At 65.2% G+C, this 23929-nt stretch carries 20 protein-coding genes; 14 read left to right on the top strand and 6 right to left on the bottom strand.

The genetic code is table 11. The features are described from left to right. Positions 1-5 precede the first annotated feature (5 nt). On the bottom strand, positions 6-1343 hold the full coding sequence (locus ACMGGG_RS20730; RefSeq protein ID WP_414154346.1) for an MATE family efflux transporter: 1338 nt from the start codon (positions 1341-1343) through the stop codon (positions 6-8). Between the two features lie 204 nt (positions 1344-1547). Between ACMGGG_RS20730 and ACMGGG_RS20725 the strand changes: the two genes are divergently transcribed. After that, positions 1548-6449: an alpha-2-macroglobulin family protein gene (locus ACMGGG_RS20725; RefSeq protein ID WP_414154345.1), complete on the top strand. Its 4902-nt coding sequence runs from the start codon at positions 1548-1550 to the stop codon at positions 6447-6449. A gap of 58 nt (positions 6450-6507) precedes the next feature. On the opposite strand, the gene ACMGGG_RS20720 is transcribed toward ACMGGG_RS20725, so the two are convergent. Beyond that, positions 6508-6801, bottom strand: a complete 294-nt coding sequence (locus ACMGGG_RS20720) for a hypothetical protein (RefSeq protein WP_063546294.1) — start codon at positions 6799-6801, stop codon at positions 6508-6510. A 59-nt stretch (positions 6802-6860) separates the two neighbouring features. On the opposite strand from ACMGGG_RS20720, the gene pbpC reads away from it, so the two are divergent. From pbpC to ACMGGG_RS20695, 5 genes are all read left to right on the top strand, one after another. Further along, positions 6861-9221, top strand: coding sequence for a peptidoglycan glycosyltransferase PbpC (gene pbpC / locus ACMGGG_RS20715; RefSeq protein ID WP_414154344.1), 2361 nt, complete (start codon positions 6861-6863; stop codon positions 9219-9221). A gap of 252 nt (positions 9222-9473) precedes the next feature. Next, the gene (locus ACMGGG_RS20710) at positions 9474-11060 is read left to right on the top strand and encodes a collagen-like triple helix repeat-containing protein (RefSeq protein ID WP_414154343.1); all 1587 of its coding nucleotides are present in this window, start codon (positions 9474-9476) and stop codon (positions 11058-11060) included. A gap of 136 nt (positions 11061-11196) precedes the next feature. Beyond that, the gene (locus tag ACMGGG_RS20705; protein ID WP_151926114.1) at positions 11197-12867 is read left to right on the top strand and encodes a ShlB/FhaC/HecB family hemolysin secretion/activation protein; all 1671 of its coding nucleotides are present in this window, start codon (positions 11197-11199) and stop codon (positions 12865-12867) included. 178 nt (positions 12868-13045) lie between these two features. Further along, positions 13046-13504, top strand: coding sequence for a helix-turn-helix domain-containing protein (locus tag ACMGGG_RS20700; RefSeq protein WP_125931330.1), 459 nt, complete (start codon positions 13046-13048; stop codon positions 13502-13504). Then, positions 13504-14079 carry a PIN domain-containing protein gene (locus tag ACMGGG_RS20695; protein ID WP_414154342.1) on the top strand — a complete coding sequence of 192 codons (576 nt, stop codon included), beginning with the start codon at positions 13504-13506 and terminating at the stop codon, positions 14077-14079. The genes ACMGGG_RS20700 and ACMGGG_RS20695 overlap by 1 nt, the downstream gene beginning before the upstream one ends. 10 nt (positions 14080-14089) lie before the next feature. On the opposite strand, the gene ACMGGG_RS20690 is transcribed toward ACMGGG_RS20695, so the two are convergent. Both ACMGGG_RS20690 and ACMGGG_RS20685 read right to left on the bottom strand, forming a co-directional pair. Continuing rightward, on the bottom strand, positions 14090-14500 hold the full coding sequence (locus ACMGGG_RS20690) for a response regulator (RefSeq protein ID WP_054894187.1): 411 nt from the start codon (positions 14498-14500) through the stop codon (positions 14090-14092). A gap of 48 nt (positions 14501-14548) precedes the next feature. Then, positions 14549-14725, bottom strand: a complete 177-nt coding sequence (locus tag ACMGGG_RS20685) for a Flp family type IVb pilin (RefSeq protein ID WP_112899257.1) — start codon at positions 14723-14725, stop codon at positions 14549-14551. Positions 14726-15008: 283 nt separating this feature from the next. On the opposite strand from ACMGGG_RS20685, the gene cpaB reads away from it, so the two are divergent. The 8 genes from cpaB to ACMGGG_RS20645 are packed head-to-tail and all read left to right on the top strand — an operon-like array spanning position 15009 to position 22416. Next, positions 15009-15956: a Flp pilus assembly protein CpaB gene (gene cpaB / locus ACMGGG_RS20680; protein ID WP_063546280.1), complete on the top strand. Its 948-nt coding sequence runs from the start codon at positions 15009-15011 to the stop codon at positions 15954-15956. 18 nt (positions 15957-15974) lie between these two features. Continuing rightward, positions 15975-17219, top strand: coding sequence for a type II and III secretion system protein family protein (locus ACMGGG_RS20675; protein WP_414154341.1), 1245 nt, complete (start codon positions 15975-15977; stop codon positions 17217-17219). Continuing rightward, entirely contained in the window at positions 17216-18406 is a 1191-nt protein-coding gene (locus ACMGGG_RS20670) for a pilus assembly protein (protein ID WP_112899255.1), read from the top strand. The genes ACMGGG_RS20675 and ACMGGG_RS20670 overlap by 4 nt, the downstream gene beginning before the upstream one ends. Beyond that, positions 18403-19659 (top strand): CpaF family protein, encoded by a 1257-nt coding sequence (locus ACMGGG_RS20665; protein ID WP_054894182.1) that lies wholly within the window; start codon positions 18403-18405, stop codon positions 19657-19659. Before ACMGGG_RS20670 ends, ACMGGG_RS20665 begins: the two co-directional genes overlap by 4 nt. Continuing rightward, positions 19656-20537, top strand: a complete 882-nt coding sequence (locus ACMGGG_RS20660; protein ID WP_414154340.1) for a type II secretion system F family protein — start codon at positions 19656-19658, stop codon at positions 20535-20537. Before ACMGGG_RS20665 ends, ACMGGG_RS20660 begins: the two co-directional genes overlap by 4 nt. A 1-nt stretch (position 20538) precedes the next feature. Beyond that, a complete protein-coding gene (locus ACMGGG_RS20655; protein WP_414154339.1) occupies positions 20539-21426 on the top strand; it encodes a type II secretion system F family protein in 888 nt (295 codons plus the stop codon). A 10-nt stretch (positions 21427-21436) separates the two neighbouring features. Next, complete coding sequence (locus tag ACMGGG_RS20650; RefSeq protein WP_063546270.1) at positions 21437-22138, top strand: tetratricopeptide repeat protein; 702 nt, start codon at positions 21437-21439, stop codon at positions 22136-22138. A gap of 17 nt (positions 22139-22155) precedes the next feature. After that, a complete protein-coding gene (locus ACMGGG_RS20645; RefSeq protein WP_414154338.1) occupies positions 22156-22416 on the top strand; it encodes a DUF3613 domain-containing protein in 261 nt (86 codons plus the stop codon). A 127-nt stretch (positions 22417-22543) separates the two neighbouring features. Here ACMGGG_RS20645 and ACMGGG_RS20640 read toward each other — a convergent pair whose 3' ends face one another. Continuing rightward, on the bottom strand, positions 22544-23320 hold the full coding sequence (locus ACMGGG_RS20640) for a response regulator transcription factor (protein WP_054895205.1): 777 nt from the start codon (positions 23318-23320) through the stop codon (positions 22544-22546). 122 nt (positions 23321-23442) lie between these two features. Continuing rightward, entirely contained in the window at positions 23443-23913 is a 471-nt protein-coding gene (locus ACMGGG_RS20635; protein ID WP_054895204.1) for a prepilin peptidase, read from the bottom strand. Positions 23914-23929 lie beyond the last annotated feature (16 nt).

The following is a 23929-nucleotide window of genomic DNA, read 5'->3' as shown; positions in this document are numbered from 1 at the left end:
CTGCTTCAACCGATCCATGCTGCCCGCTGTTGCAACCGCCACCCCACCCACCCCAGCGTCACCGCGCGCAATCCCATGAATCCGAGAAACGCCAGCCACAGTCCATGGTTGCCGAATCCTCTGAGGGCGAATGCCAGCGGCAACGCGATCGCCACCGATACCAGCATCGCGTTGCGCATTTCGCGGGCACGCGTCGCACCGATGAACAGGCCATCCAGCAGATAGCTCCACACCGCTACCAATGGCAGCAGCGCCAGGTAAGGCAGGTAGGGGTAGGCCGCGTCACGCACGCTTTGGATATCGGTCTGCAAGTCGATGAACAGGTGCCCACCCAGCAGAAACAGCCCGGCAAAGACCAGGCTGACGATCAGCGACCAGCCACAGGCGACCACCAGCGAGCGGCGCAGGAGGTCGCGCTCACGTGCGCCGATGGCGTGGCCGCACAGGGCCTCGACCGCATGCGCCAGGCCGTCCAGGGCATAGGCAGTCAGCAGCAGGCCATTGAGCAGCAGCGCGTTGGCCGCGACCGTCGCCTCGCCCAGGCGCGCGCCCTGCACGGTGATCAGAAGGAACACCAACTGCAAGGCCAGGCTGCGCAGAAAGATATCGCGGTTGACCGCCAGTAGCGGGCGCCAGGCCTGCCAGCGTTTCAGCGCGGCCCAGGCGATGCGCCCAGGATAGGCGCGCAGCGCCGGGCGGGTCAGGGCAAGGCCCAGCAGCGCCCCGCTCCATTCGGCGATCACCGAGGCCCGCGCCGAACCGAGTACGCCCCAGTCCAGTCCGAGCACGAACCACAGGTTGAGGACGATGTTCAGCAGGTTGGTGGTCAGCAGGATCGCCAGCGGTGCGCGGGCGTTCTGGGTGCCGAGGAACCAGCCGACCAGGGCATAGCTGGCCAGTGCCGCTGGCAGGCCGAGCAGGCGGGTATGGAAGAAGTCTTCGGTGGCGCTGTGCAATGCTTCGCCGGGTTGCATCATGTGCAGCGCGAACTGGCTGAACGGCAGGGCAAGCAGGCCGATCAGCACGGCGAACGCCAGCGCCAGCAGCAACCCCTGTACCAGCACCTGGCGCAGCGCGGCGCCGTCGGCGCGACCGGCGGCCTGGGCGGCAAAGCCGGTCGAACCCATGCGCAGGAACCCCATCAGGCCGACCATGAAGGTGAACAGTGTGGCGCCGACGGCGACGGCACCGAGCTGGTGGGCGTGGGGCAGGTGACCGATGACCGTGCTGTCGACCAGTGCCACCAGCGGCACCGAGATGTTCGAAAGGATCATCGGCGCGGCCAGGGCCCAGACCTTGCGGTGGGTGAGGCGGTGCTGCCAGTCGGTGAGCAGTGAGGGCATGCGGGAGCGCTTATCCTGTGGGAGCGGGCTTGCCCGCGAAGGGGCGCACGGCGGCCCCGGTTTTCGGCTGGTGGCCATTGTACCGGCCAGGCAACCAATCCGTGCGAACGCGGTCTCATTTGCCACTGCAGCGCAGGTAGCCTGCCTTACGTTGCGCTATAGTTCCTGCCCTCACCACCCTGCTGCCGAAGAGTCCTCTCTCCCATGTTCAACAAAGGATTGTTGCTGGCCTGCGCGCTGGCCCTGCTCAGTGCCTGTGATTCCTCCTCCAAGGACGCCCCCGCGCCGGCGGAAAAGCCCGCGGCCAGCGCGCCAGCCGAAGCCAAGCCCGCCAAGCGCGAGGACCCGGCAGCGCTCGCCAAGCGCTACGCCGACCGTGAGCTCAACGTGCTGGACGTCTCGGAGGTCCAGCTCGACGGTGCCAGTACCCTGTCGATCAGCTTCTCGGTACCGCTCGATGCCAATCAGGACTTCGCCGCCAAGGTGCACCTGGTCGATACCGTCAAGGGCAAGCTCGACGGCGCCTGGGAACTGTCCGACAACCAGATGGAACTGCGCCTGCGCCACCTCGAGCCGCAGCGCAAGCTGGTGCTGACCGTCGACAAGGGCCTGCTCGCGGTCAACGGCAAGGCGCTTCAAGGCGAGTCGGTCAGCCGCCTGGAAACCCGCGACATGCAGCCGACCATCGGCTTTGCCAGCCGTGGCTCTTTGTTGCCTACCCGCCTGGCCGAAGGTTTGCCGGTGATCGCCCTGAACGTCGACAAGGTCGATGTCGAGTTCTTCCGGGTCAAACCGGAAATGCTCTCGACCTTCCTGGTCAACTGGGGCCGTAACAGCAGCCTGTACTACTACCAGTCCAAGGAAACCCTGGACATGGCCGAGCTGGTCTACAGCGGCCGCTTCGACCTGAACCCTGCACGCAACACCCGGGAAACCGTGCTGCTGCCGATCGCCGGGATCAAGCCGTTGCAGGAACCGGGCGTATACCTGGCGGTGATGCGCGCCTCCGGTACCTACGACTATTCGCAACCGGCGACGCTGTTCACCCTCAGTGATATCGGCGTGTCCGCCCACCGCTACCGCGACCGCCTCGACGTGTTCGCCCAGGCCCTCGAGGGCGGCAAGGCCCTGAGTGACGTAACCCTTGAACTGCACGACGACAAGGGCAAGCTGCTGGCCCAGGCCAAGACCGATGGCAAGGGCCATGCCGAGTTGCCGATCACGGCCAAGGCCGACACCCTGATCGCCACCCAGGGCGTGCACACCACGCTGCTGCGCCTGAACACCGCCGCACTGGACCTGGCCGAGTTCGACATCACCGGCCCCCAGGCCAACCCGCTGCAGTTCTTCATCTTTGGCCCGCGCGACCTGTATCGCCCCGGCGAAACCGTGCTGCTCAACGGCTTGCTGCGCGACCAGGACGGCAAGCCGGTCAAGGCCCAGCCAGTGACGGTCGAAGTGCGTCGCCCCGATGAGCAGGTCAGCCGCAAGTTCGTTTGGGAGGCTGACCAGAACGGCTTGTTCCAGTACCAGTTGCAACTGGCCAGCGAAGCGCCGACCGGGCGTTGGCAACTGCTGCTCGACCTGGGCGGCGGCCGCAAGCAGGTTTACGAGTTCCTCGTCGAAGATTTCCTGCCCGAGCGCCTGGCGCTGGAGCTCAAGGGCAGCAAGACACCGCTCAGTCCCGAGGAAACCGCGCGCATCCAGGTCAATGGTCGCTACCTCTATGGCGCGCCTGCCGCCGGCAATCGCCTGAGCGGCCAGTCCTACATCCGCCCGCTGCGTGAAGCCGTGCCGGCGCTGCCGGGTTATCAGTTCGGCTCGGTCACCGAGAGCGAGCTGACCCAGGACCTGGAACTCGATGAAGTCACCCTCGACCAGGCCGGCAAGGCCACTGTCGATATCGAGAGCCGCTGGGCCGAGGCCCGCTCGCCGCTGCAACTGACTGTGCAGGCCAGCCTGCAGGAGTCTGGCGGTCGCCCGATCACCCGTCGCCTGGAGCAGCCGATCTGGCCGGCCGATCGCTTGCCGGGCCTGCGCGGCCTGTTCGATGGCGAAGAGACCGACAGCGATGCCCCGGTGCAGTTCGAGGTGCTGGTCGCCGACCGCGACGGCAACAAGCTCGCCGCCGACGACCTCAAGGTGCGGTTGATCCGTGAGCGGCGCGACTACTACTGGAACTACTCGCAGAGCGATGGCTGGAGCTACAACTACAACGAGAAATTCCTCACCCAGAGCGAAGAAACCGTCAGCATCAAGGCCGGTTCCACCGCCAAGCTGACCTTCCCGGTGGAATGGGGTCCATACCGCGTCGAGGTCGAGGACCCCGAGACTGGGCTGGTATCCAGCGAGCGCTTCTGGGCTGGCTACCGCGCCCAGGACAACGCCGAAGGCGGCGCGGTACGCCCGGACCAGGTCAAGCTGGCACTGGACAAACCGTCCTACGCCGACGGTGCTACCGCCAAGGTCACCGTCACCCCGCCTGCCGCAGGCAGCGGCTACCTGATGATCGAGTCCAGCGACGGCCCGCTGTGGTGGCAGGAGATCGACGTACCTGCCGAGGGCAAGACCTTCGAGATCGAGCTGGACAAGAAATGGGCCCGTCACGACCTCTATATCAGCGCCCTGGTGATTCGTCCGGGTGAGCGCAAGGTCAATGCGACGCCCAAGCGCGCCGTCGGTGTGCTTCACCTGCCGCTGGACCGTGCCGAGCGCAAGCTGGCGGTCAGCCTGCAGGCGCCGGAGAAGATGCGTCCCAAGCAGCCCCTGACCGTCAAGCTCAAGGCCGTCAATGCCGATGGCAGCGTGCCGAAACAGGTGCATGTGCTGTTGTCTGCGGTGGATGTGGGCATCCTCAACATCACCGACTTCAAGACCCCCGACCCCTTCGCCAGCCTGTTCGGCCGCAAGGCCTACGGCGCCGACCAGTTGGACATCTACGGCCAACTGATCGAAGCCGGCCAGGGGCGTCTGGCGAGCCTGGCCTTTGGTGGCGACGCCGCCATGGCCAAGGGCGGCAAGCGCCCGAACACCACGGTCACCATCGTCGCCCAGCAGAGCCTGCCGGTAACGCTCGATGAGAAAGGCGAAGGCCAGGCCACGGTCGATATTCCTGACTTCAACGGCGAACTGCGCCTGATGGCGCAAGCCTGGACCGACGAGCACTTCGGCATGGCCGAAGGCAAGACGGTCGTAGCGGCACCGCTGATTGCCGAGCTGTCGGCGCCGCGCTTCCTTGCCGGTGGCGACCAGACCCGCCTGGCCCTGGACCTGGCCAACCTATCTGGCCGCGCCCAGCAGCTCAACGTGCAGGTGACCACCGACGGGCAGCTCGACCTCGCTGGGGCTGCCCAACAGAACATCAACCTCGCCGAGGGCCAGCGCAGCACGTTGATGATCCCTGTCCAGGCCCGTGGTGGCCTGGGGCAGGGCAAGGTACACGTGCGTGTCGATGGCCTGCAGTTGCCGGGCGAGACGGCCACCGGCTTCGAGCGCGAATGGACCCTGGGTGTGCGCCCGGCGTATCCGGCCATGCTCAAGCACTACCGCGTGGCGCTGAAGGACCAGCCTTGGACCCTGCCAGAGAACGAGCTGGCCGAGTTCGAATCGGCAGGCCTTGAAGCCAGCCTGGCGCTGTCGAGTCGCCCGCCGCTGAACCTGGCCGAACAGATCCGCGCTCTGGAAGCCTACCCTTACGGATGCCTGGAGCAGACCACCAGCGGCCTGTACCCCTCGCTCTATGCCGATGCCGACAGTCTCAAGCGTCTGGGTATCAAGGGCGAACCGGCCGATGTGCGCAAGCGCAAGATCGAAATGGGCATCGAGCACCTGCTGGGCATGCAGCGCTACAACGGCAGCTTCGGCCTGTGGAGTTCGGACAGCGAGGAAGAGTACTGGCTGACCGCCTACGTCACCGACTTCCTCCTGCGTGCGCGTGAGCAAGGCTACGGCGTGCCTGCCGATGCCTTGAAGAAGGCCAACGAGCGGCTGCTGCGCTACCTGCAGGAACGCAACCTGATCGAGGTCGACTACAGCCAGGACGCCGAGCACACCCGCTTCGCCGTGCAGGCCTACGCCGCCCTGGTGCTCGCCCGCAGCCAGCAGGCGCCGCTGGGTGCGCTGCGCAGCCTGTTCGAGCGCCGCAGCGACGCCCGCTCCGGCCTGCCGCTCGTGCAACTGGCGGTGGCACTGGACAAGATGGGCGACAAGCCGCGTTCGCAGCAGGCGTTGCAGGCAGGTCTTTCCATCGGCCGCGGCAAGGGTTGGCTGGCCGACTACGGCAGCGCCGTGCGTGACCAGGCACTGATCCTGGCCCTGCTGCAGGAGAACAACCTGGCCAGCAACCAGGTCGATCAGCGGCTGTTTGCGCTGTCCGACGAACTGGCCTCCAACCGCTGGCTGTCGACCCAGGAGCGCAACGCGCTGTTCCTCGCCGGTCGTGGCCTGCTGGGCAAGCCCGAAGGCAACTGGCAGGCGCGCCTGGACAGCGCCGGCGAGGTTCGCGAGTTCAACAACGCCGAATCGGGCATGAAGCTCGAAGGCCCGTTGCTGGCATCGCCGCTGAGCATCCAGAACCAGGGCAGCGAGACCCTCTACCAGCAACTGACCCTGTCCGGTTATCCGCGCCAGGCACCTGCGGCCAGCAGCAATGGCATGGAGATCCGTCGCGAATACCTGGGCATGAACGGCCAGGCCCTGGACCTGCGCAACCTGCGCAGTGGCGACCTGGTGCTGGTGCACCTGGCGCTCAAGGCCCAGAGCCAGGTGCCAGATGCGCTGGTGGTCGACCTGCTGCCGGCGGGCCTGGAGCTGGAAAACCAGAACCTGGCGCAGAGCGCGGCCAGCCTCGACAACGCCAGCAGTGCGGTCAAGCAATGGCGCGAATCGATGCAGAACGCCAGCGTGGTTCACCAGGAGTACCGCGACGACCGTTATGTGGCCGCCCTCAAGCTCGACAGCTATGGCACCACGCACCTGTTGTACCTGGCGCGTGCGGTAACGCCGGGCAGCTATCGCATTCCGCCGCCGCAGGTGGAGTCGATGTACCGGCCGAACCTGCAGGCAGTGGGGGATAGCCAGGGCGAGATGGTGGTGCGTAGCCGTTGATGCGACTGTGGGAGCGGGTGAATCCGCTCCCACAGGTTCATGGATGGCGGGCCTTGGGTCAGTGAATGATCCAGCTCAACACCCACAAGCCCAGCACCAGCCAGATGATGCCCATCACGATCGACGCCCGCATGAACGCCCGGATCGCCGAGTACAACAGCATCAGCCCGACGATCAGCGCAAGGATGCTGACCAGCGAGGTGTCCATGCCCAAGGTGCGCGCCAGCCCGTCGATGAAATTGCCGCCGGCATTGGCCAGCAGATTGAACAGCCCGCTCATGACATCGACGATGAACTTGATCACCGCGCCCAGCGCCTGGCCCAACCACTCGAAAAACCCTTCTACATGCATAGCTGCTTCCTGATGATCATCCCAAGCCTTTGGCCATCGTTCGATGGGGTCGGTTCCCGATGCCAGGCGCAAGCATAGTTCGCCCGCGTACGCGCAGCGCAAGGATCTTGCGTGGTATCGGCATTACTGTGTTGTCGAGCGTCGTCTTGCTGTGGCTGGCGGATCGCCTGTGGCCGTTGCCGATGCCGGGTGACGACCTGGCGCGGGTGGTGCTCGCCGAGGACGGCACGCCGCTGTGGCGCTTCGCCGATGCCGATGGCGTGTGGCGCTATCCGGTCAGCCCCGAGGAAGTATCGCCTTTGTATCTGGAGGCGCTGCTCACCTACGAAGATCGCTGGTTCTACGACCATCCCGGGGTCAACCCGCTGGCCCTGGCGCGCGCGGCCTGGCTGAACCTGCGTGGCGGGCGCGTGGTGTCCGGCGGCAGCACGCTGTCGATGCAGGTGGCACGTTTGCTCGACCCCCATGATCGCACCCTGGCCGGCAAGCTGCGTCAGCTGTGGCGTACGGCGCAGCTGGAGTGGCACCTGTCCAAGCGCGAGATCCTGCAGATCTACCTCGATCGCGCGCCCTTCGGCGGCACCCTGCAGGGCGTCGCTGCCGCCAGTTGGGCCTACCTGGGCAAGTCGCCCAAGCACCTCACGCCTGCCGAGGCGGCATTGCTCGCCGTACTGCCCCAGGCGCCCAGCCGCCTGCGCCCGGATCGCCATCCCGAGCGTGCGCAGCGTGCCCGCGACAAGGTGCTGCAACGCCTGGCCGATTACCAGGTGTGGCCTGAGCAGCGGATTGCCGAGGCGCGCGAGGAGCCTTTGCTGCTCGCCCCACGCCAGGAGCCAGCGCTGGCGCCACTGCTGGCTCGGCGCCTGAACACGGCGGACAGCCCGACGCTGATCCGCACCACGCTCGATGCATCGTTGCAGCGTCGTCTCGAAGACCTGCTGCTCGGGTGGCGTGCACGCTTGCCCGAGCGCACCTCGGCGGCAATCCTGGTGGTCGAGGCGCAGACCATGGCCGTGCGTGCCTACCTGGGTTCCATCGACCTGGGCGATGAGCGCCGCTTCGGCCATGTCGACATGGTGCATGCCCTGCGCTCGCCAGGCTCGACCCTCAAGCCGTTTCTCTATGGCATGGCCCTGGACGATGGGCTGATCCACTCCGAATCGTTGTTGCAGGATGTGCCGCGTCGCTATGGCGACTATCGTCCGGGCAACTTCTCGATGGGCTTCACTGGGCCGGTGTCGGCCAGTTCGGCGCTGGCGTTGTCGCTCAACTTGCCTGCGGTTCAGTTGCTCGAGGCCTATGGGCCCAAACGCTTTGCCGCGCAGATGCGTATCGGTGGGGTGCCGCTGATACTGCCGCCACTGGCCGAGCCGAACCTGTCGCTGATCCTCGGCGGCGCGGGCAGCCGCCTGGAGGACCTGGTGGGTGGCTATGCCGCGCTGGCGCGTGAAGGCAAGAGCGCGAGGATCCGCCTGCAGCCCCAGGACCCGCTGCTGGAGCGGCGCCTGTTGTCGCCGGGTTCGGCGTGGATCGTGCGGCGTATTCTCAGCGGCCAGGCACGTCCGGACCGCGATCCGCACGCCGAGCTGGTGCAGCGCCCGCAACTGGCCTGGAAGACTGGCACCAGCTATGGCTTTCGCGATGCCTGGTCGGTCGGGGTCGGCCCGCGGTACATCATTGGCGTTTGGATAGGCAGGCCCGATGGCACGCCGGTACCGGGCCAGTTCGGCCTGGCTTCGGCAGCGCCGCTGATGCTGCAGGTGCACGACCTGCTGAGCAACCGCGACAGCCAGCGCGGTGTTGCCGTGCCCGTGGAGAACGTGCCGGGCAGTGTCGGCGTCGCAGCGATCTGCTGGCCGCTGGGGCAGCCGATGAATCGTCAGGACCCGCAATGCCGCCGCCAGCGTTTTGCCTGGACCCTCGACGGCACCACGCCACCGACCTTGCAGGCTGCCGACCAGCCGCTGGGGTTGGGCCTGCGGGAAACGGTATGGGTCAATGAGCGCGGCTTGCGGGTCGATGCCAGCTGTCCTGGGGCGAAAGCACTGGAAATTGCCCTCTGGCCTGCGCCTCTGGAACCTTGGCTGCCACGGGTAGAGCGCCGTAGTGCGCGGCTGCCGATGGTCGATCCTGCCTGTCCACCGCAGGTGCCGCCCAGCGCGCCGCCGCTGTCGATCGTCGGTGTGCGCGCAGGCGACAACTTGCGCCGGCCGCTCACCAGTCACGAGCCACTGCAACTGCACGTATCGGCACTGGGTGGGGCTGGGCGGCGCTGGTGGTTCCTCAATGGCCGGCCGCTGGGCGAGACCGAAGGGCAGGACAGCCTGCTGGTGCGTTTCGAGCAGTCAGGACGCATCGAGTTGAGTGCGTTGGATGAGAGCGGCGAGACGGCACGGGTCGAGTTCCAGGTGGCGGAGTAGCCGCTCTCAGCCAGCGCTTCCTTGTACTAATGACATGGTATTAAACCTTTCGGTCAGCCATTCGGGCTGCCCTCACAACTCACTGAATTTCATAGGCTTTCCAGCGCCGTCAGCGCCTTATTCCCCCGTATTAATACCAACTTACGACCTACCGCCGGCGAACCGCCAGAGCTTCACTGCTGACTGAAGGCATAACGCTGGCCAGCCTGGCCAGCGCGCCTATCCAACAACAAAGCAGTGCGGGAGTCGCCCATGAAAACTCAGGTTTGGATGAAAGCGAGTACGGCATTGGCGCTGGTCATGGCCCTTGGGCTTGCCGGGTGCAGCAGCGGTGGTGGTGGTCATCACAGCGAGGTTGATGGCTCGTCCACCGATGGTGGCGCTGGTGCAGGTGCAGGCGGCGGCTCCGACGGATCGGGCGGCAGCGGTGGTGATGGCGGCGGTATGGCGGGTGGTGGCAACGGCGCAGGCAACGGTGGCACTGGTGGTGGCACCGGTGGTGGAGGAGATGGTACGGGAGGCGGCGGTACCAATCCTGGTAACGGTGGCGGAACGCCAGGCGGTGGTGATGGTGGTACGGGTGGCGGTAATACGCCGACCCCGCTGGTCACCGGTCAGGTCGTCGGCCAGGTCGGCAATACTGTTTCCGGCTTGGGCGATGGTGTCAGCAACCTGGGTGAGATGATCGGCTCGCTGCCGGTGGCGGGGAACACTTCGCTGACCGGCGGCGTAGGTTCGTTGGTGTCGTCCACGGGTGATGCCGTCAGTAGTGTCGGCTCCGGCTTGAGCGAGGGGCTTGGGCAACTGGGCACCGGAAACAATGCCGTTGGTACGACACTCGGCGTGGTGGGGGCAGCTACCTCCGACCTCGGGACCGGCGTATCCGGCCTGGGACAGGGCATAGGGGCGTTGGCAACGAGCTCACCGGTCGAGCAGGTTCCGTTGGTCAACCAAGTGGTGGCAGGCGCCGGGCAAGGCGTGGACCGTGTCGGTCAGGCGGTCACCATGCTGGGCAATACCCTGACACCGGTCGGCACCAGTGGGCCGCTTTCCGGTGCCACGCAAGGTGTGAGCGATGCCCTGGTACCGGTGGTGTCGCTGGTGGAAAACACCACAGCCAACGTCACCCGGCAAACCGGGCTCGCGGGCCCCCTGAACCAGACCCTCAACCAGGTCGGCGGGGCCCTCGACCAGGCCGGGCAACAGGTTGCAGGTACCGGCAACGGCAATCCATTGACCAGTACGCTCGGGCAAGTGGTGAGCAATGTGGGTAGCACCGTCAGCACCACCAGCGGCCTGGCCCCGACAACCGGCGGCGCACGCACTGGCCTGCTGGAAACCGTTGGCGGCGTGGTTGCTGGCGCTGGCAGCGGGCTGGCGGCGGGCACTGGTAATCCGGCGGTAGCGTCGGTAGGTGGCAGCACGGGTCAGGTTGGCAACACCGTCGCTGCGCTCGGCACGGTGCTCGGTGGCAATGGCGTCACCAATACGGCAGCAGGTGCTCCGGTGGCCGCGGTGACGCAACAGGTGAGCGCCGGTGTGACGCCGGTCGTCAGTGGCGTGGCCAGTGTCACCCAGCAGGTTGGTGCTGCGACGGGCGTCGGTGCGCCGGTCGCCGGTTTGCTCAATCAGGTGGGCGGTGCGGTGGCCAGTGCAGGCAGCCAGCTTGGCGCGGCCACCGGCAACCCGGTAGTCAGCCAGGTGGGCACGACGGTCAGCGCAGTCGGTGGCACCGTTGGCCAGGCCGGCACGCTGGTCAATGCCAGCGGTAGCCAGGGTGGCGGGCTCGGCGGCGTACTGGGCGGTGTGACCGGTGCCTTGGGCGGCGCGCAGCGCTGATAAAGTGCCCGGCGGATCTTTTTCGCTGATCCGCCGGGCGCTCGGTTAGACGACGGCGCGCTCAGCACCTACGCTTGCATTGACAAGGGCGTCCCTGCCGGGCGCCCCTGGTTCCACAGGATCATGGAGTGTCCGAATGCGTCCACTGCTGGTGACGATGCTGGCGCTGTCCTGGGCCTGCGTGGCCCGCGCCGAACCCCTCCCGAGTTTTCTCAACAGCAACGAAACCGAACGCCGCCTGCCCACGCCGAATCTACCGGTGGACGCCTACCGTCCGGGCAAGCCTGGGCTGAATGTACCGGCACCAGCGGCACCCCAACAAACGCCATTGCAGATGAACACCCAGGTCCTGGTGCGCAAGGTGCGCTTCGAGGGCGGGACCGTCTACCCCTTGGCAGATCTGCGCGAGCATTACCAACCGATACTCAATCGCAGCGTGACCCTCGCTGAACTGATCGAGGTCACCCGACGCCTGACCCAGCGCTATCAGCAGGACGGCTATCTGTTGTCGTACGCCTATCTTCCGCCGCAAGACTTCGCCGATGGCCGCGTGCGGGTGGTGCTGGTGGAAGGTTATATCCGCGACTACGAGGTTCAGGGCGATATCGGCTCCGCATCGGGCTATGTCGAGCGTCTGGTGAACAAGCTCAAGGCCGAACGGCCGCTGACGCGCAAGACCTTCGAGCGCTACACCAGCCTGATCAGCCGTATCCCCGGTGTCACCTTCCAGGCCCAGGTGCCGCCACCAGGCACCACCGACGGTGCCACGCGCCTGATTGCCCAGGCTTCGCGCAAGCCCTTCACCACCACGCTCAACCTCAGCGACGGCAACCGTGACGACCTGCAAGCGCTGCTGGGCGCCAGCAGCAATGCCCAGACTCGCTTCGCCGAGCAGTTGAGCGCCAGCGTGCTGGTGCCACCGGGCGAGGACAAGGAACACTATTACCGCGTCGACTACAGCCAGTTCCTGGATGACGAGGGTACGCAACTGCTGTTGTCGGCATCGCGCTATCGCAGCGACCCGAAGGCGCGCATTCGCCTGGACAACGGTATCGACCTGACCCAGCACCGCGAGAACGAGCGTTACTCGATCGGGCTCAGCCAGGCGTTGATCGCCTCGCCGACCGAATGGCTGGATGTGGTCGGGCGCTTCTATGCGGTCAATGACCAGATCGACTACCAGGTCGTGGGCTTCCCGCTGAAGCTCGACAGCCACACCGACATTCGCGCGCTGTCGTTCGAGGGTGATTGGCGCAAGGCCGAGGCCAAGCGCCTGCGCATCCTCAGCGCCGGGGTTTACCAGGGCCTCGACCATTTTGGCGCACGCACCAATGCAGGCTACGACCTGGACTTCCTGCGCCTGCGCCTGTCCGGGGTGCAGAGCGACAATTTCCTCGAACACTGGCAAGGGGTCGTGTCCGCTGCCGGTTACTGGAGCAACGACAGTTTGCCCGACAGCGAACGGGCGGTGTTCGGCGGGCAGAATTTCGGCCGTGGCTACCCCAGCGACCAGGCATCCGGCGACAAGGGCTGGGGCCTGGCCTATGAGCTGAACTACAGCATCCAGCGTGAGGGCCAGTGGCTGAAGGTGCTGCAGCCCTATGTGGTGCTCGATACCGCGCGGGCTTGGTTCAACGAACTGGAGGTGCAGAAGGCGAAGATGTCGTCGGCGGCGGTAGGGCTGCGGTTTGGCGATGCGCGCTATTACAACATCGCGCTGGAGGTAGCCAAGCCCATGTCGGACATCGCCCTCGACAGCCTGAACCGGCGGCCGCGGTTCACGGTGAGCTTCAGTTATCAACTGTAGGGGGGATGGATCTTCCTAGGAACTGTCTGACCTGATCTGTCGAATAGCGTCTGATTGCCGCTCATGGGGGGCCTGTCTAGTCTTTGCGAGGACGTCAGGGAAGGGAAGTTGGTGATACTTGATTTTTCGTTTATTTCGAATATGTTGAAGTGAACAGAAGTCTTCAGCGAGAAAGTTCATGACTGTGCCTATCCGTACCGAGTTTCCCGAGGCCCGTGAAGTAGCAGCCGCTGTGCAGGGGCAACGAGACCTGGCAGCCGTGCTATGCACCCAGGCTGACATGCAGCGCATCGAGATCTACGACGCCGATAACAAGGCGCATGCCGTCGAACTGCCAACCAGTGCGCTGCGGTTGCTCCTGGACATACTGGGAGAGTTGGCACAGGGCAACTCTGTGCGGGTAGTGCCGGTCCACGCGGAGCTGACCACGCAGGAGGCCGCGGATCTGCTGAGCGTTTCGCGCCCTCATCTGGTGAAACTGCTCGAGGAAGGAGCATTGCCCCATCACAAGGCCGGTCGACATCGTCGTGTTCTCTTCTCTGACCTGATGACCTACAAACAGCAGCGGGATCAGGCCAGCCGCAAGGCGATGGACGACTTGACCGCGCTATCGGAAGAGCTTGACCTGGGGTATTGATGCGTCACTCACCGTTCACCACGATTTACGACGCATGCGTTCTTTATCCCGCCCCTTTGCGCGACTTGTTGGTCAGGCTCGCTGGCAAGGGCCTTTACAGAGCCAGATGGAGCGCCCAGATCGATGATGAATGGAAAAGGAATCTATTGCTGAAACGGCGGGATCTTACCCGGGGGCAATTGGACCGTATTTCCACACTGATGGAAGCGGCGATTCCCGATGCACTGGTTGTCGGTCATGAATCCTTGTACCCGGCTCTGAATCTGCCCGACCCCGATGACGTACATGTTCTTGCCGCCGCGATCAGAAGCAACGCGGAAGTCATCGTGACGTTCAACCTGAAAGTCTTTCCCCCATCCGCATTGCGCTGTTTCGGTGTAGAGGCACAGCACCCTGACGAATTCATCATGGACTTGTGGGACCTCGATCAGGCTGCTGTTCTGGAGGCTGTGGCTGAAATGCGGCGCAGCTTGGTTCGTATGCCTTACACCGCCGAAGCCCTGCTGGAGTGCTATTCGAGGCAAGGCCTACCGCAGACGGCAGGAGTTTTGCGCGACTTCGCCTTGTTGATCTGAACGCATTGGCCTACCGCCCCACCACCTGCATCACCGACTTGGGAAACAGATTGTCGAGTGTCTCCAGCAAGCGGGCGTGGTAGATCGGTTTGCGAAACAGGTCAAGTACGTGCAGGCGCAGCAGGTCGCTGACGTCGTCCATATCGGCATGGCCGGACATGACGATCACCGGCAGATGCTGGCGGGCGGTGTGGTCGCGCAGGCGCTTGATCAGGCCGATGCCGCTTTCTTCGGGCATGCGCAGATCGGTGATCACCAGGGCCACATCAGGGTAGCGGGTGAGCTGTTGCAGGGCGGTCTTCACCGAGTTGGCGGTGTGGCACTTGAAACCTTCGTTTTCCAGCAGTTCAGCCAGCTCTTGCAGTGCCTCTTCCTCGTCGTCCACCAAAAGAATCTGCTGGCGCGAGGAAGAGTTCGGCATGCTTGGCTCCTGTTGGCCTGGCGTTATGCTGCGGCGTGCTGCTCAAGGTCATAGCGCCCCGGAGATGGCGGTGAACATCGTGGTGATCTTGCCGGAGATCGTCGGTACGAATGGCACCAGCACCACCGCGACCATTGCGGCGATCAGCGCGTATTCGATACCGGACGCGCCGTCCTTGCGGGTGATGAAGTTCTTGCAGTGCTGAAGGATCCGTTGCAGTTGCATGGCACATCTCCTTGCGCCGACGGCGCGGGGTAAGGACGTGGCTAAGTAACGTCCATTTGCCATCATAGAATTGCCAAGCTGGCGAAGCCTGCAAATGTAAAAAGGCATTAACCCTAAAGTATTGGAAGCCAAGGCTTTTTCTAAGTACCTGTTTTCCCTGCATGTGCGCGTGCCAGACGAAAAAATCCCGTTTCCGCTCATGGCGAACGGTGAGGTCTGCGCTACCGTTCAATAGCGAAATAGTTTCGTTTTGCCAGCAATCTAATGGCGCAGGGGGGCGGAGATGAGCAGTCGCTTGACCATGGTCCTGGCTGTCCTGTTTCTTCTCGGCGCAGTACTCGCAGGTTACTGGGGGCTGGTGCTCAGCCGCCCGTCCACACCCCCCGTCAGTCCTGCTCCCACAGTCGCCGAAGCGCCTGCCGAAGTGATTGCGCCACCTTCCCAACCGCCCGAACCGGCACGTACATCCATCGTTGTGTTGCGCAGGGCGCTCCCGGCGAACACGCCCCTGACCGAGGACGATGTGCTGCTCGAGCGCCTGCAAGTGGTGCCTGCCGGGGCGTTCCAGCACATCGACCAGGTGCTCGGTCGCTCCAGCGCGCGTGCGCTGTCGGCGGGCAGTTGGCTGGACGAGGCGAGCTTTCAGGCGGGCGGGCCACTGTCGCGGATGATTCGTGCCCACGAGCGCGCGGTGGCCGTGGGCGTCGACGATGTGGTGGGGGCGGCCGGACTGCTGCGCCCAGGCGACTACGTGGATGTGTTGCTGTTTCTGCGCGAGGAGAACAACAACCCGCAGTCTTCAGCCCAGGTGGTGCTGCCGGCCCTGCGCGTGCTGAGTGTTGGCGAGCAGATGGGGCTGGCCAACGATGGCCGGCCGGCGCAAACCGTCGAGGAGGAACAGGCCCGGCGCGAACAGCACGGGAGCCAAGGCAGCGTCGGCGCTACCCGCACCGTCACCTTGGCCGTACCCGAAGCTCTGGCCAGCCGACTGATGCTCGCTGCCCAGGCCGGTACCCTGCGCCTGGCCGTACGCAGCGCCGATGAACAGCGCTTGGCGCGTTACTGGGCCGAACCTGAGGCGCGACCGCAGGTCGAGAGTGCCGGACGCGAGCTCTATCGCTTCAGCCAGTTGTCCCAGTCTCCCGTGGCCAGCGCTGCTCCCGCCAACGCTGCGCCCAGCATGCAGATCATTCGTGGCGCCAAGGCTGCCGACACCGACAAGACTCCCTGACCAGGCAAGGATGCAGCGATGCGACGTTCCGAGCGTAGTTTCCGACATGCGTGCCGTGCACTGCTCCTGACGGCACTGGTGCCCCACGCCCAGGCGGCGGTGAAGGGGTGCGAGGCTTTCGGCCAGTTGCCCTCGGTGATCGAGATGGACCAGGGCCTGCAGCAGGAACTGCGCCTGCCGCTGGCGATCAGCCGGGCGGCGGTGGGCGAGCCCAAGGTCGCCGACGTGCAGGCCAGCGGCGATCACGCGGTGTTGCTGACCGCCGTGGGGCCGGGCAATACCACGTTGATGCTGTGGACCGCCTGCGCGCCAGCGCCGCATCGGACCATGCTGTTCGTCAAGGGGCGCGCCAGTGCCGACATGGCAGAAGGCAGCCTGCTACCGTCCCAGGATGCGCAGTTGCCAAGCCAGGTGCAGGCCGATATCCGCTTCGTCGAAGTGCGCCGCAGCAAGTACAAGGAGGCAGGTGCGCGGCTGTTCTTCAAAGGCTCGAACAACAGCCTGATCGGCTCGCCGGGAACGGTGCCGAATACTGCTGTCACTCCAGGCTCGGTGCCGATCACCCGCCCCGCGATCCCGCTCGACGACACCGTCTTCAACATCGTCTGGGGCGGTGGCAGCAGCAAGTTCCTGGCGGCGATCAACGCCCTGGAAAACAGCGGCTTCGCCTACACCCTGGCGCGCCCCAGCCTCACTGTGCTCAGCGGCCTGACTGCCAGTTTCCTGGCCGGTGGCGAGATCCCGGTTCCGGTGCCCAGCTCTGGCAGCGACAACGTGTCGATCGAATACAAGGAGTTCGGCGTACGCCTGGCGCTGACCCCGACCGTGGTCAGCCGCGACCGTATCACGCTCAAGGTCGCCCCCGAGGTCAGCGAGCTGGACTACAACAACGCGGTGAACATCGCCGGCACCCTGGTGCCGGGGCTCAGCGTGCGGCGCACCGACACCAGCATTTCCCTGGCCGATGGCGAGAGCTTCATCATCAGCGGCCTGGTCAGCAACAACACCCGCTCCTCGGTGGACAAGCTCCCCGGCCTGGGCAACCTGCCGATCCTCGGCGCGTTCTTCCGCCAGTCGGCGCTGGTGCGCGAAGAGACCGAACTGTTGATGATCGTCACCCCGCACCTGGTCCAGCCGCTGGCGGCCAATGCGCGCCTGCCGCAGTTGCCGGGCGAAGCGCTGCGCACCTACGACCCGAGCTGGGGCCAGCTGTTCTTCATGGAAAACGGCAACTTCGAAGGTCAGGGGGGGTTATCACGATGAACGACAGCCTCAACCAGACTTACCTGGCCATCACCCGCAACGAAGACGACCTGCAGTGGCTGCAGGACGCCCTGGCGCCGCAGGGGCAGGTGATCGGCGCCAGCGCAGGCACCCTCGACGAATTGCTGGCGCTGCTGGATGTGACGTTCAGCAACCTGGTGTTCATCGGCCTCGACCGCGAGCAGTTGGTCAGCCAGTGCGCGCTGATCGAAGGCGTGCTGGAAGCAAAGCCGATGCTGGCCATCGTCGCGCTGGGCGATGGCATGGACAATCAATTGGTGCTGCATGCCATGCGTGCCGGTGCGCGCGATTTCGTCGCCTACGGCTCGCGTGCCAGCGAGGTGGCCGGGCTGGTGCGCAGGCTCGGCAAGCGCCTGCCGACGGTGACCAACAACCCCAAACTGGGTGGCCTGACCGTGCTCTATGGTGCCCAGCGCGGCGCCGATGGCGCGCTGCTGACCACCCACCTGGCGCGGGTGGTGCAGGAGAGCGGCCAGCAGACCCTGCTGCTCGACCTGGGTCTGCCGCGCGGCGACAGCCTGGCCCTGCTCGGGCTGGAGGCGTCATTCTATTTCGGCGATGCCTTGCGCCACCTGCGCCGGCTCGACACCACGCTGATCGACAGCGCCTTCACCCGCGACAAAGGCGGCCTGCGCTTGCTGAGCTATGCCGAGAACGACGATCCGCTGCGCCAGACCAGCGCCGCCGAGCTGTACATGCTGCTCAGTGCATTGCGCCAACACTTCCAGCACATCGTCGTGAACCTGACCGGGCATGCCGACAGCGAAGCGCTGCGTACCATCGTCAGCCATTGCGACAAGCTGATCGTCTACACCGACCAGAACATCCTCGACTGCCGGCGCAACCTGGAAGTGCTCGAACAGTGGCGCGACCGCGGCATCAAGCTCGAGCATGCCAGCTTGCTGGTGGACCGCTACCTGCGCAACGTCGCCCCGGATGCCGAGGCGCTCGCCAAGCGCTATGGCCTGCCGCTGCTCAAGGTGATGCCGGACTGCCCCGAGGTGCGCCTGAACGTGAAGAACCAAGGCCTGAGCCTGTTCGAACTGGCCCCACGCGAAGGCCTGACCCAAGCCCTGCGTGCCCTCGGCGAGCGCCTGGCCCGGCGCTCGGAAAACCTCGCCCCACCGAGCTTCCCCTGGCTGCGTCGGCTGTGGGGTAGCAAATGAGCGGCGACGAACCCTTCGGCGGTCAGCGCCACGCCTCGGGCGACCCGCACGCGCTCAAGCGTGCGCTGCATCGCTTCGCGATCGACGCCATCGAAGACAGCGGGCGCAACCTGCTCGAAGGCGCACGCCCGGCGTTGACCCAGTTCGTCCTCGAACAGGTGGGTGACTATGTCGGGCGCTTGCGTCTGGCGTTGTCGCGCTACGAGATGGAGCGCCTGGCCGAGGAACTGGTCGATGAACTCACCGGCTTCGGCCCGCTGGAAGTGCTGCTGCGCGATGCCAGCGTCACCGAGATCCTGGTCAATGGCCCGCACCGGGTGTTCGTCGAGCGGGCCGGGTTGTTGCAGCAGACCGACCTGCGCTTCATCGATGCGCACCATGTCGAACGGGTCATGCAACGCATCCTTGCGCCCCTGGGGCGACGCCTGGACGAGTCTTCGCCGATGGTCGATGCACGTCTGCCCGATGGCAGCCGGGTCAACGCGATCATCCCGCCAGTGGCGCTGGACGGGCCGTGCCTGTCAATCCGCAAGTTCCGCCAGGACATGCTCAAGAGTGCCGACTTGCTGGCCACCCGCGCCATCGATCAACCCATCTTCGATTTCTTCGAGCGCGCCGTGGGCCGTCGTTGCAACATCCTGGTCAGCGGCGGCACTGGTACTGGCAAGACCACGCTGCTCAATATCCTCAGCCAGATGATCGCGCCGCGCGAGCGCCTGGTGACTATCGAGGATGTTGCCGAGCTGCAGCTTCACCACCCCCACGTGGTGCGTCTGGAAACCCGGCCACCGAACGCCGAGGGCCATGGCGAGATCAAGCCCAGCGAGCTGATCCGCAACGCCCTGCGCATGCGCCCTGACCGCATCATTCTTGGCGAGATTCGCGGCGCCGAGGTGCTCGATGTGCTCACCGCGATGAACACCGGCCACGACGGCTCGATGAGCACCGTACACGCCAACACTGCACAGGACGCCCTGCTGCGCCTGGAGACCCTGGTCGGCCTCAGCGGCCGACAGATCGCCGAGAAGACCTTGCGCCAGATGATCTGCGCGGCGCTGGATGTGGTGATCCAGTTGACGCGTTTGCCTGATGGCAGGCGTTGCGTCAGTGAAGTGCTGGAGGTGGTCGGCGTACGTGAGGATGTGTATGTGACCAATACCCTGTTCCGCCTCGACCGGCGCGGCGGCGAGACCTTCCAGCGCGAGGCGCCGAACCCGGCAGGCAGCAAACTGCGTCAGGACGGTGTGTCGTGATCGGGCCTTTGCTGCTGGCGCTGGCGCCGCTGCTGCTGGGGGCCGCCATGCTGCTGTTTCGCCTGGGCTTGTACAAGCGCGGCGAGGAGCGCGTCCTGCAGCGTCTGGGGCGCGCCTACCAGACGATTCGAACGGGCAGCGCCCGGCGCGACTGGCTCGACCCGCTGCTGCAACGGGCCGGCCTGATCAGCGCTGATGTGCGTCCGCAACGCTGGCTGCTGGCGTGGTGCGGGCTGGTGCTGGTGGCGGTGCTGCTGGCCGGTTGGCTGGCCGGCCTGATGGTGCTGCTCGGTGCGCCGCTGTCGGGCTATCTGTACTTGAGTTGGCGATGCCGTCGGCGCATGCGTCAGCTCGTCGAGCAACTGCCCGGTCTGCTCGACTACAGCGTGCGCAGCCTCAAGGCCGGTCGGACCCTGAGCGATGCGGTGCTCGGCGGCATCGACGGCACCCGCGAACCGTTGCATTCGACCATGGGCCGTGTGCGCCGCAATGTGCAGATGGGCGTGCCATTGGAGGATGCGCTGAGCGAGCTGGCCGAGCTGTACGACCAGGACGAATTGCGCCTGTTCGCCCTGGGCCTGCGCATCAATCAGCGCTATGGCGGCAATGCCAGCGAACTGATGGAAAACCTGATCAAGCTGATCCGCGAACGTGAGCAAGGCGCGCGCCAGCTCAAGGCCATGACCGGCGAAACTCGCGTTACTGCGTGGGTGCTGGGGGCCTTGCCGCTGTTCATGGTCGGCTACTTCCTGACGGTCAACCCCAACTACCTGATGAGCCTGTGGCGCGACAGCAGTGGGCAGTGGCTACTGTTCCTGGCCTTTGCCCTGCAGGCGATCGGCTGCCTGGTGCTGTGGCGCATGATGAGGAGTCTTTGACATGGCCCTGTTGATCTGCGCCTTGTGCCTGCTCGTCGTCGCCCTGTTGCTGGGGCTGCAGGCCTCGCGCCAGTTGCGTGCGCGCTACCTGGTTACACGGCGCCTGCAAGGGCGCCTGGCCCGCGATGAACGCCTAGGCGACATGCTCCACTGGCTGGGCAGCAGCCCGCTGGGGCAGCGCTTGCAGACGCTCGATGGGGAAACCCAGGGCCTGCTCGAACGGATCGGCTGGCGTCGCAGTCGCCAGCGCGCGCTGTTCGCCGCCGTGCAACTGGGATTGCCGTTGCTGGCCATGGGGCTGGCGTTGCTGCTGCAGCATGCCTTCATCGGCGTCGATGCCCTGCATTGGCTGGTGCTGCCAGTGTGCGCGCTGGTGATCGGCTACCTGTTGCCCAAGCGCCTGTTGGCGCTGGCTGCCACGCGCCGGCAACAGCGTATCGCCCAGGAGGTCAGCCTGATGATTCCGCTGCTGCGTATTCTCTTCGAGACGGGGCTGGCCGTGGAGCAGGCGTTGCGTGTGCTCAGCCAGGAGGGACGGACACTGGTGCCGGAGATCAGCGAAGAGCTGCGGCAGGTGTTGCAACGGGTGGATTCGGGGCTGTCGCTTGGCCCGGAGCTGGAGAAGACTGCGCGGGTGCTGGCAGTGGATGAGTTCGTCGACACCTGCGTGATCCTTCAGCAACTGCTGGTGCAGGGCAGTGGCGGGATGAAGTCGCTGCTGGCGCTCAAGGCGCTGCTCGACGATCGACGCCTCACGCACCTGCAGGAGCGAGTGTCGAAGATGTCGGCAAAGATGTCGGCGGTGATGATGGTATTCCTGTTCCCGGCCTTGCTCATCGTCCTGGCCGGGCCAGGTTTTTCTGCGTTGGCACGGGCCTTGGGCGTCTAGGGAGAGATGGATGAAAACGATCCTGTTGTTCACCGGCATGCTGCTGCTGGGCGGTTGTGCCGGGCAGTCGGCGCAGGGGCTGGGTGCATTGTTCGGCGGCCCGGGCTGTGGCAAGCCGGATGCCGATCAGCAACTGGCGTTGAACCTGGCGGACGAGATGCTCAATGAGGGGCGCCCGCATGCCAGCCTGGCGCACCTTGAGCAGTTGCCGAACACCCTCGACCAGGTGCGCCTGCGCAAGGCCAGGGTTTCGCGCCTGCTGGGGCGCAGCGAGGCCGAGCCCCTGTACCGTAGCCTGCTGGGGGGCTGCCTGGCGGCCGAGGGCGAGCATGGTCTGGGCCAGCTCGCCTCGGCGCGTGGGGACGATGCCCAGGCCTTGCAGAGCCTGCAGCGCGCGGTGCGCCTGGCGCCCACTGACGAGCGCGTGCGCAACGACCTGGGCGTGGTGCTGATGAACCTGGGGCGTTACGAGCAGGCACGCTTCGAGTTCCTCACGGCCATCGAGCTGAAGGACGACAACGCTTTGGCGGCGGTAAACCTGGTGACCCTGTCGCTGGTACAGGACAACTGGCAACAGGCGACCGATCTGGTCGGTCGCCTGCACTTGCGCCCTGAGCAGTTCGCCGATGCCCAGGCCCGGGCCAGGCAGGTGAAATCCACCGGGCGTGGTCCCATTGCGTTGGCCAATGGTGCCGAGGCGGTGGTCAATTGAGCAGGAGGAGGGTGGTCATGTTCAGGTATCTGATGGTGCTTGCCGGGTGTGCTTGCGTGTCAATGGCGATGGCCCAGGAGCCACCTCGCCAGGCAGAGGCGCAGACGGCCACCGAGGCGTTGCTGCGGGTGCAGTCCAGTGGTGAGCAGGCGTCGAACCGGTTGCAGGTGCAAACGGCGCAGGAGCGCGACCAGTCGATGCAGCGCTGGCTGGACACCTACAAGTATGTGATCCCGGATTTCTATCGTTGGACCAAGATGACGTCTTCGAACGACTGAGTGCGATAGCTGCTGGAGCGGCGGTTCGGCGCTCCGACATGTCCCGCGAGCACGGGCGTAGCCCGTGCCAGGCAGCGCGGTGTCTTTTTCGCGGGCAAGTCGGGGCGCCGAACCGCCGCTCCTGCACCTAGTGGGTAGTGAACCGCTGATGCACAGGCGAGGAGCGCGGCGTCAGAGCCAGGGCCAACTGGGTGCGGTTGTGCATATGGGTCAGGCGCAGCACCTGCGACACATAGAGTTTTACCGTGTTCTCGGTGATCCCCAGCTCACAGGCAATCTGGTAGTTGGTCTTGCCCTTGCTGACCAGCTTGGCCACTTCGAGTTGGCGCGGCGAGAGCTTTTCGAACACCGGTGGCAGTTCGCTCTCGAGCTCTTCCCCGTCACCGGCCCGGCGATGGGCACCCTGGCCACGGGCCTTTTCCAGGTCGTGGTAGAGGTCGTCGATGGATTCGGCCAGCTCCTGCAGGCGCTGGTTCAGGCTACCCAGCTCGCGGAAGTTGCGGCGCCGCTCCATCAGCGCTGCTTCCTGGCGGCGCAGGCCTTCGAGCAGTTCTGCCAGGTCCATGGGCTTCTGGTAGTAATCGGAAAACCCTTCGCGCAGCGCGCGAATGACATCCTGCTTGTCGGCGCGGCCGGTCAGCATGATCGCCTCGAACAGCCGTTGCTGCCCGGCGATGTCCTTCAGCGCGCGCATCAGCGCGATGCCGTCCTGTTCGGGCATGTGCAGGTCGCACAGCACCAGGCCAATGGACTCGTCCGCGCCGTAGCGCTCGATGGCCTGCGCAGTGGAGTGCGCTGGCACACAGTGGTAGCCCGCGCTTTCGAGATATTCGCAAAGCTCTTCGACGATCAACGGCTGATCGTCCACAACCAGTACTTTCACCTCACTAGCAGACTTGTTCACGTTCAACTCCCTGTTCGTACGTGCCCCGCTCCGTTGGCCAGACAGCCTGGCCCTTAAGAAAAGTAGTCGCACTTTGCAATTATGTACAAGGTCTATACACGCCGAATCGACCCACTGGTCATTCATTGGATCCAGACGGCGGTCAGGAGAAACCCGGCCAGCACATAGGGCGCGAACGGTTGCTTGTCGCCCACCTGTTCGGCCAGGCGCTGCAGGCGCTTCTTCACCTTGGGGTTGGCCAGGGTCCACAGGCGGCGTCGGCCAAGCATCCACACCAGCACTGTCACGCCTGCACCGATGAAGGTGCCGAGCACGTACTGGTGGCTGGTGGCCAGGGCCAGGGCGCCGAGCAGTTTCACATCGCCGGCGCCGAAGCGGCCGAGCATGTAGCCGGGAAGGGTCAACAGCATGACGATGGCCAAGGCCCAGCCCGCATCGCTGGCATCGGCACCTATCCAGCTGTGTCCGGTGGCGAACAGCCAGGCCAGGGCGCAGGCGGCGACACCCAGGGTCAGGGTGTTGGAGATCTGCCGTTCACGGACATCTTGTTCGGTGCACAAGGCAAGCCACATCAGGAGAACAATGCTTTGCATTGGCAATTGGCCATCC

The sequence above is a fragment of the Pseudomonas sp. BNK-44-b genome, assembly GCF_047456245.1.
GTDB classification, from domain to species: domain Bacteria; phylum Pseudomonadota; class Gammaproteobacteria; order Pseudomonadales; family Pseudomonadaceae; genus Aquipseudomonas; species Aquipseudomonas machongensis.
This window is presented reverse-complemented; position numbering and strand designations above follow the sequence as displayed.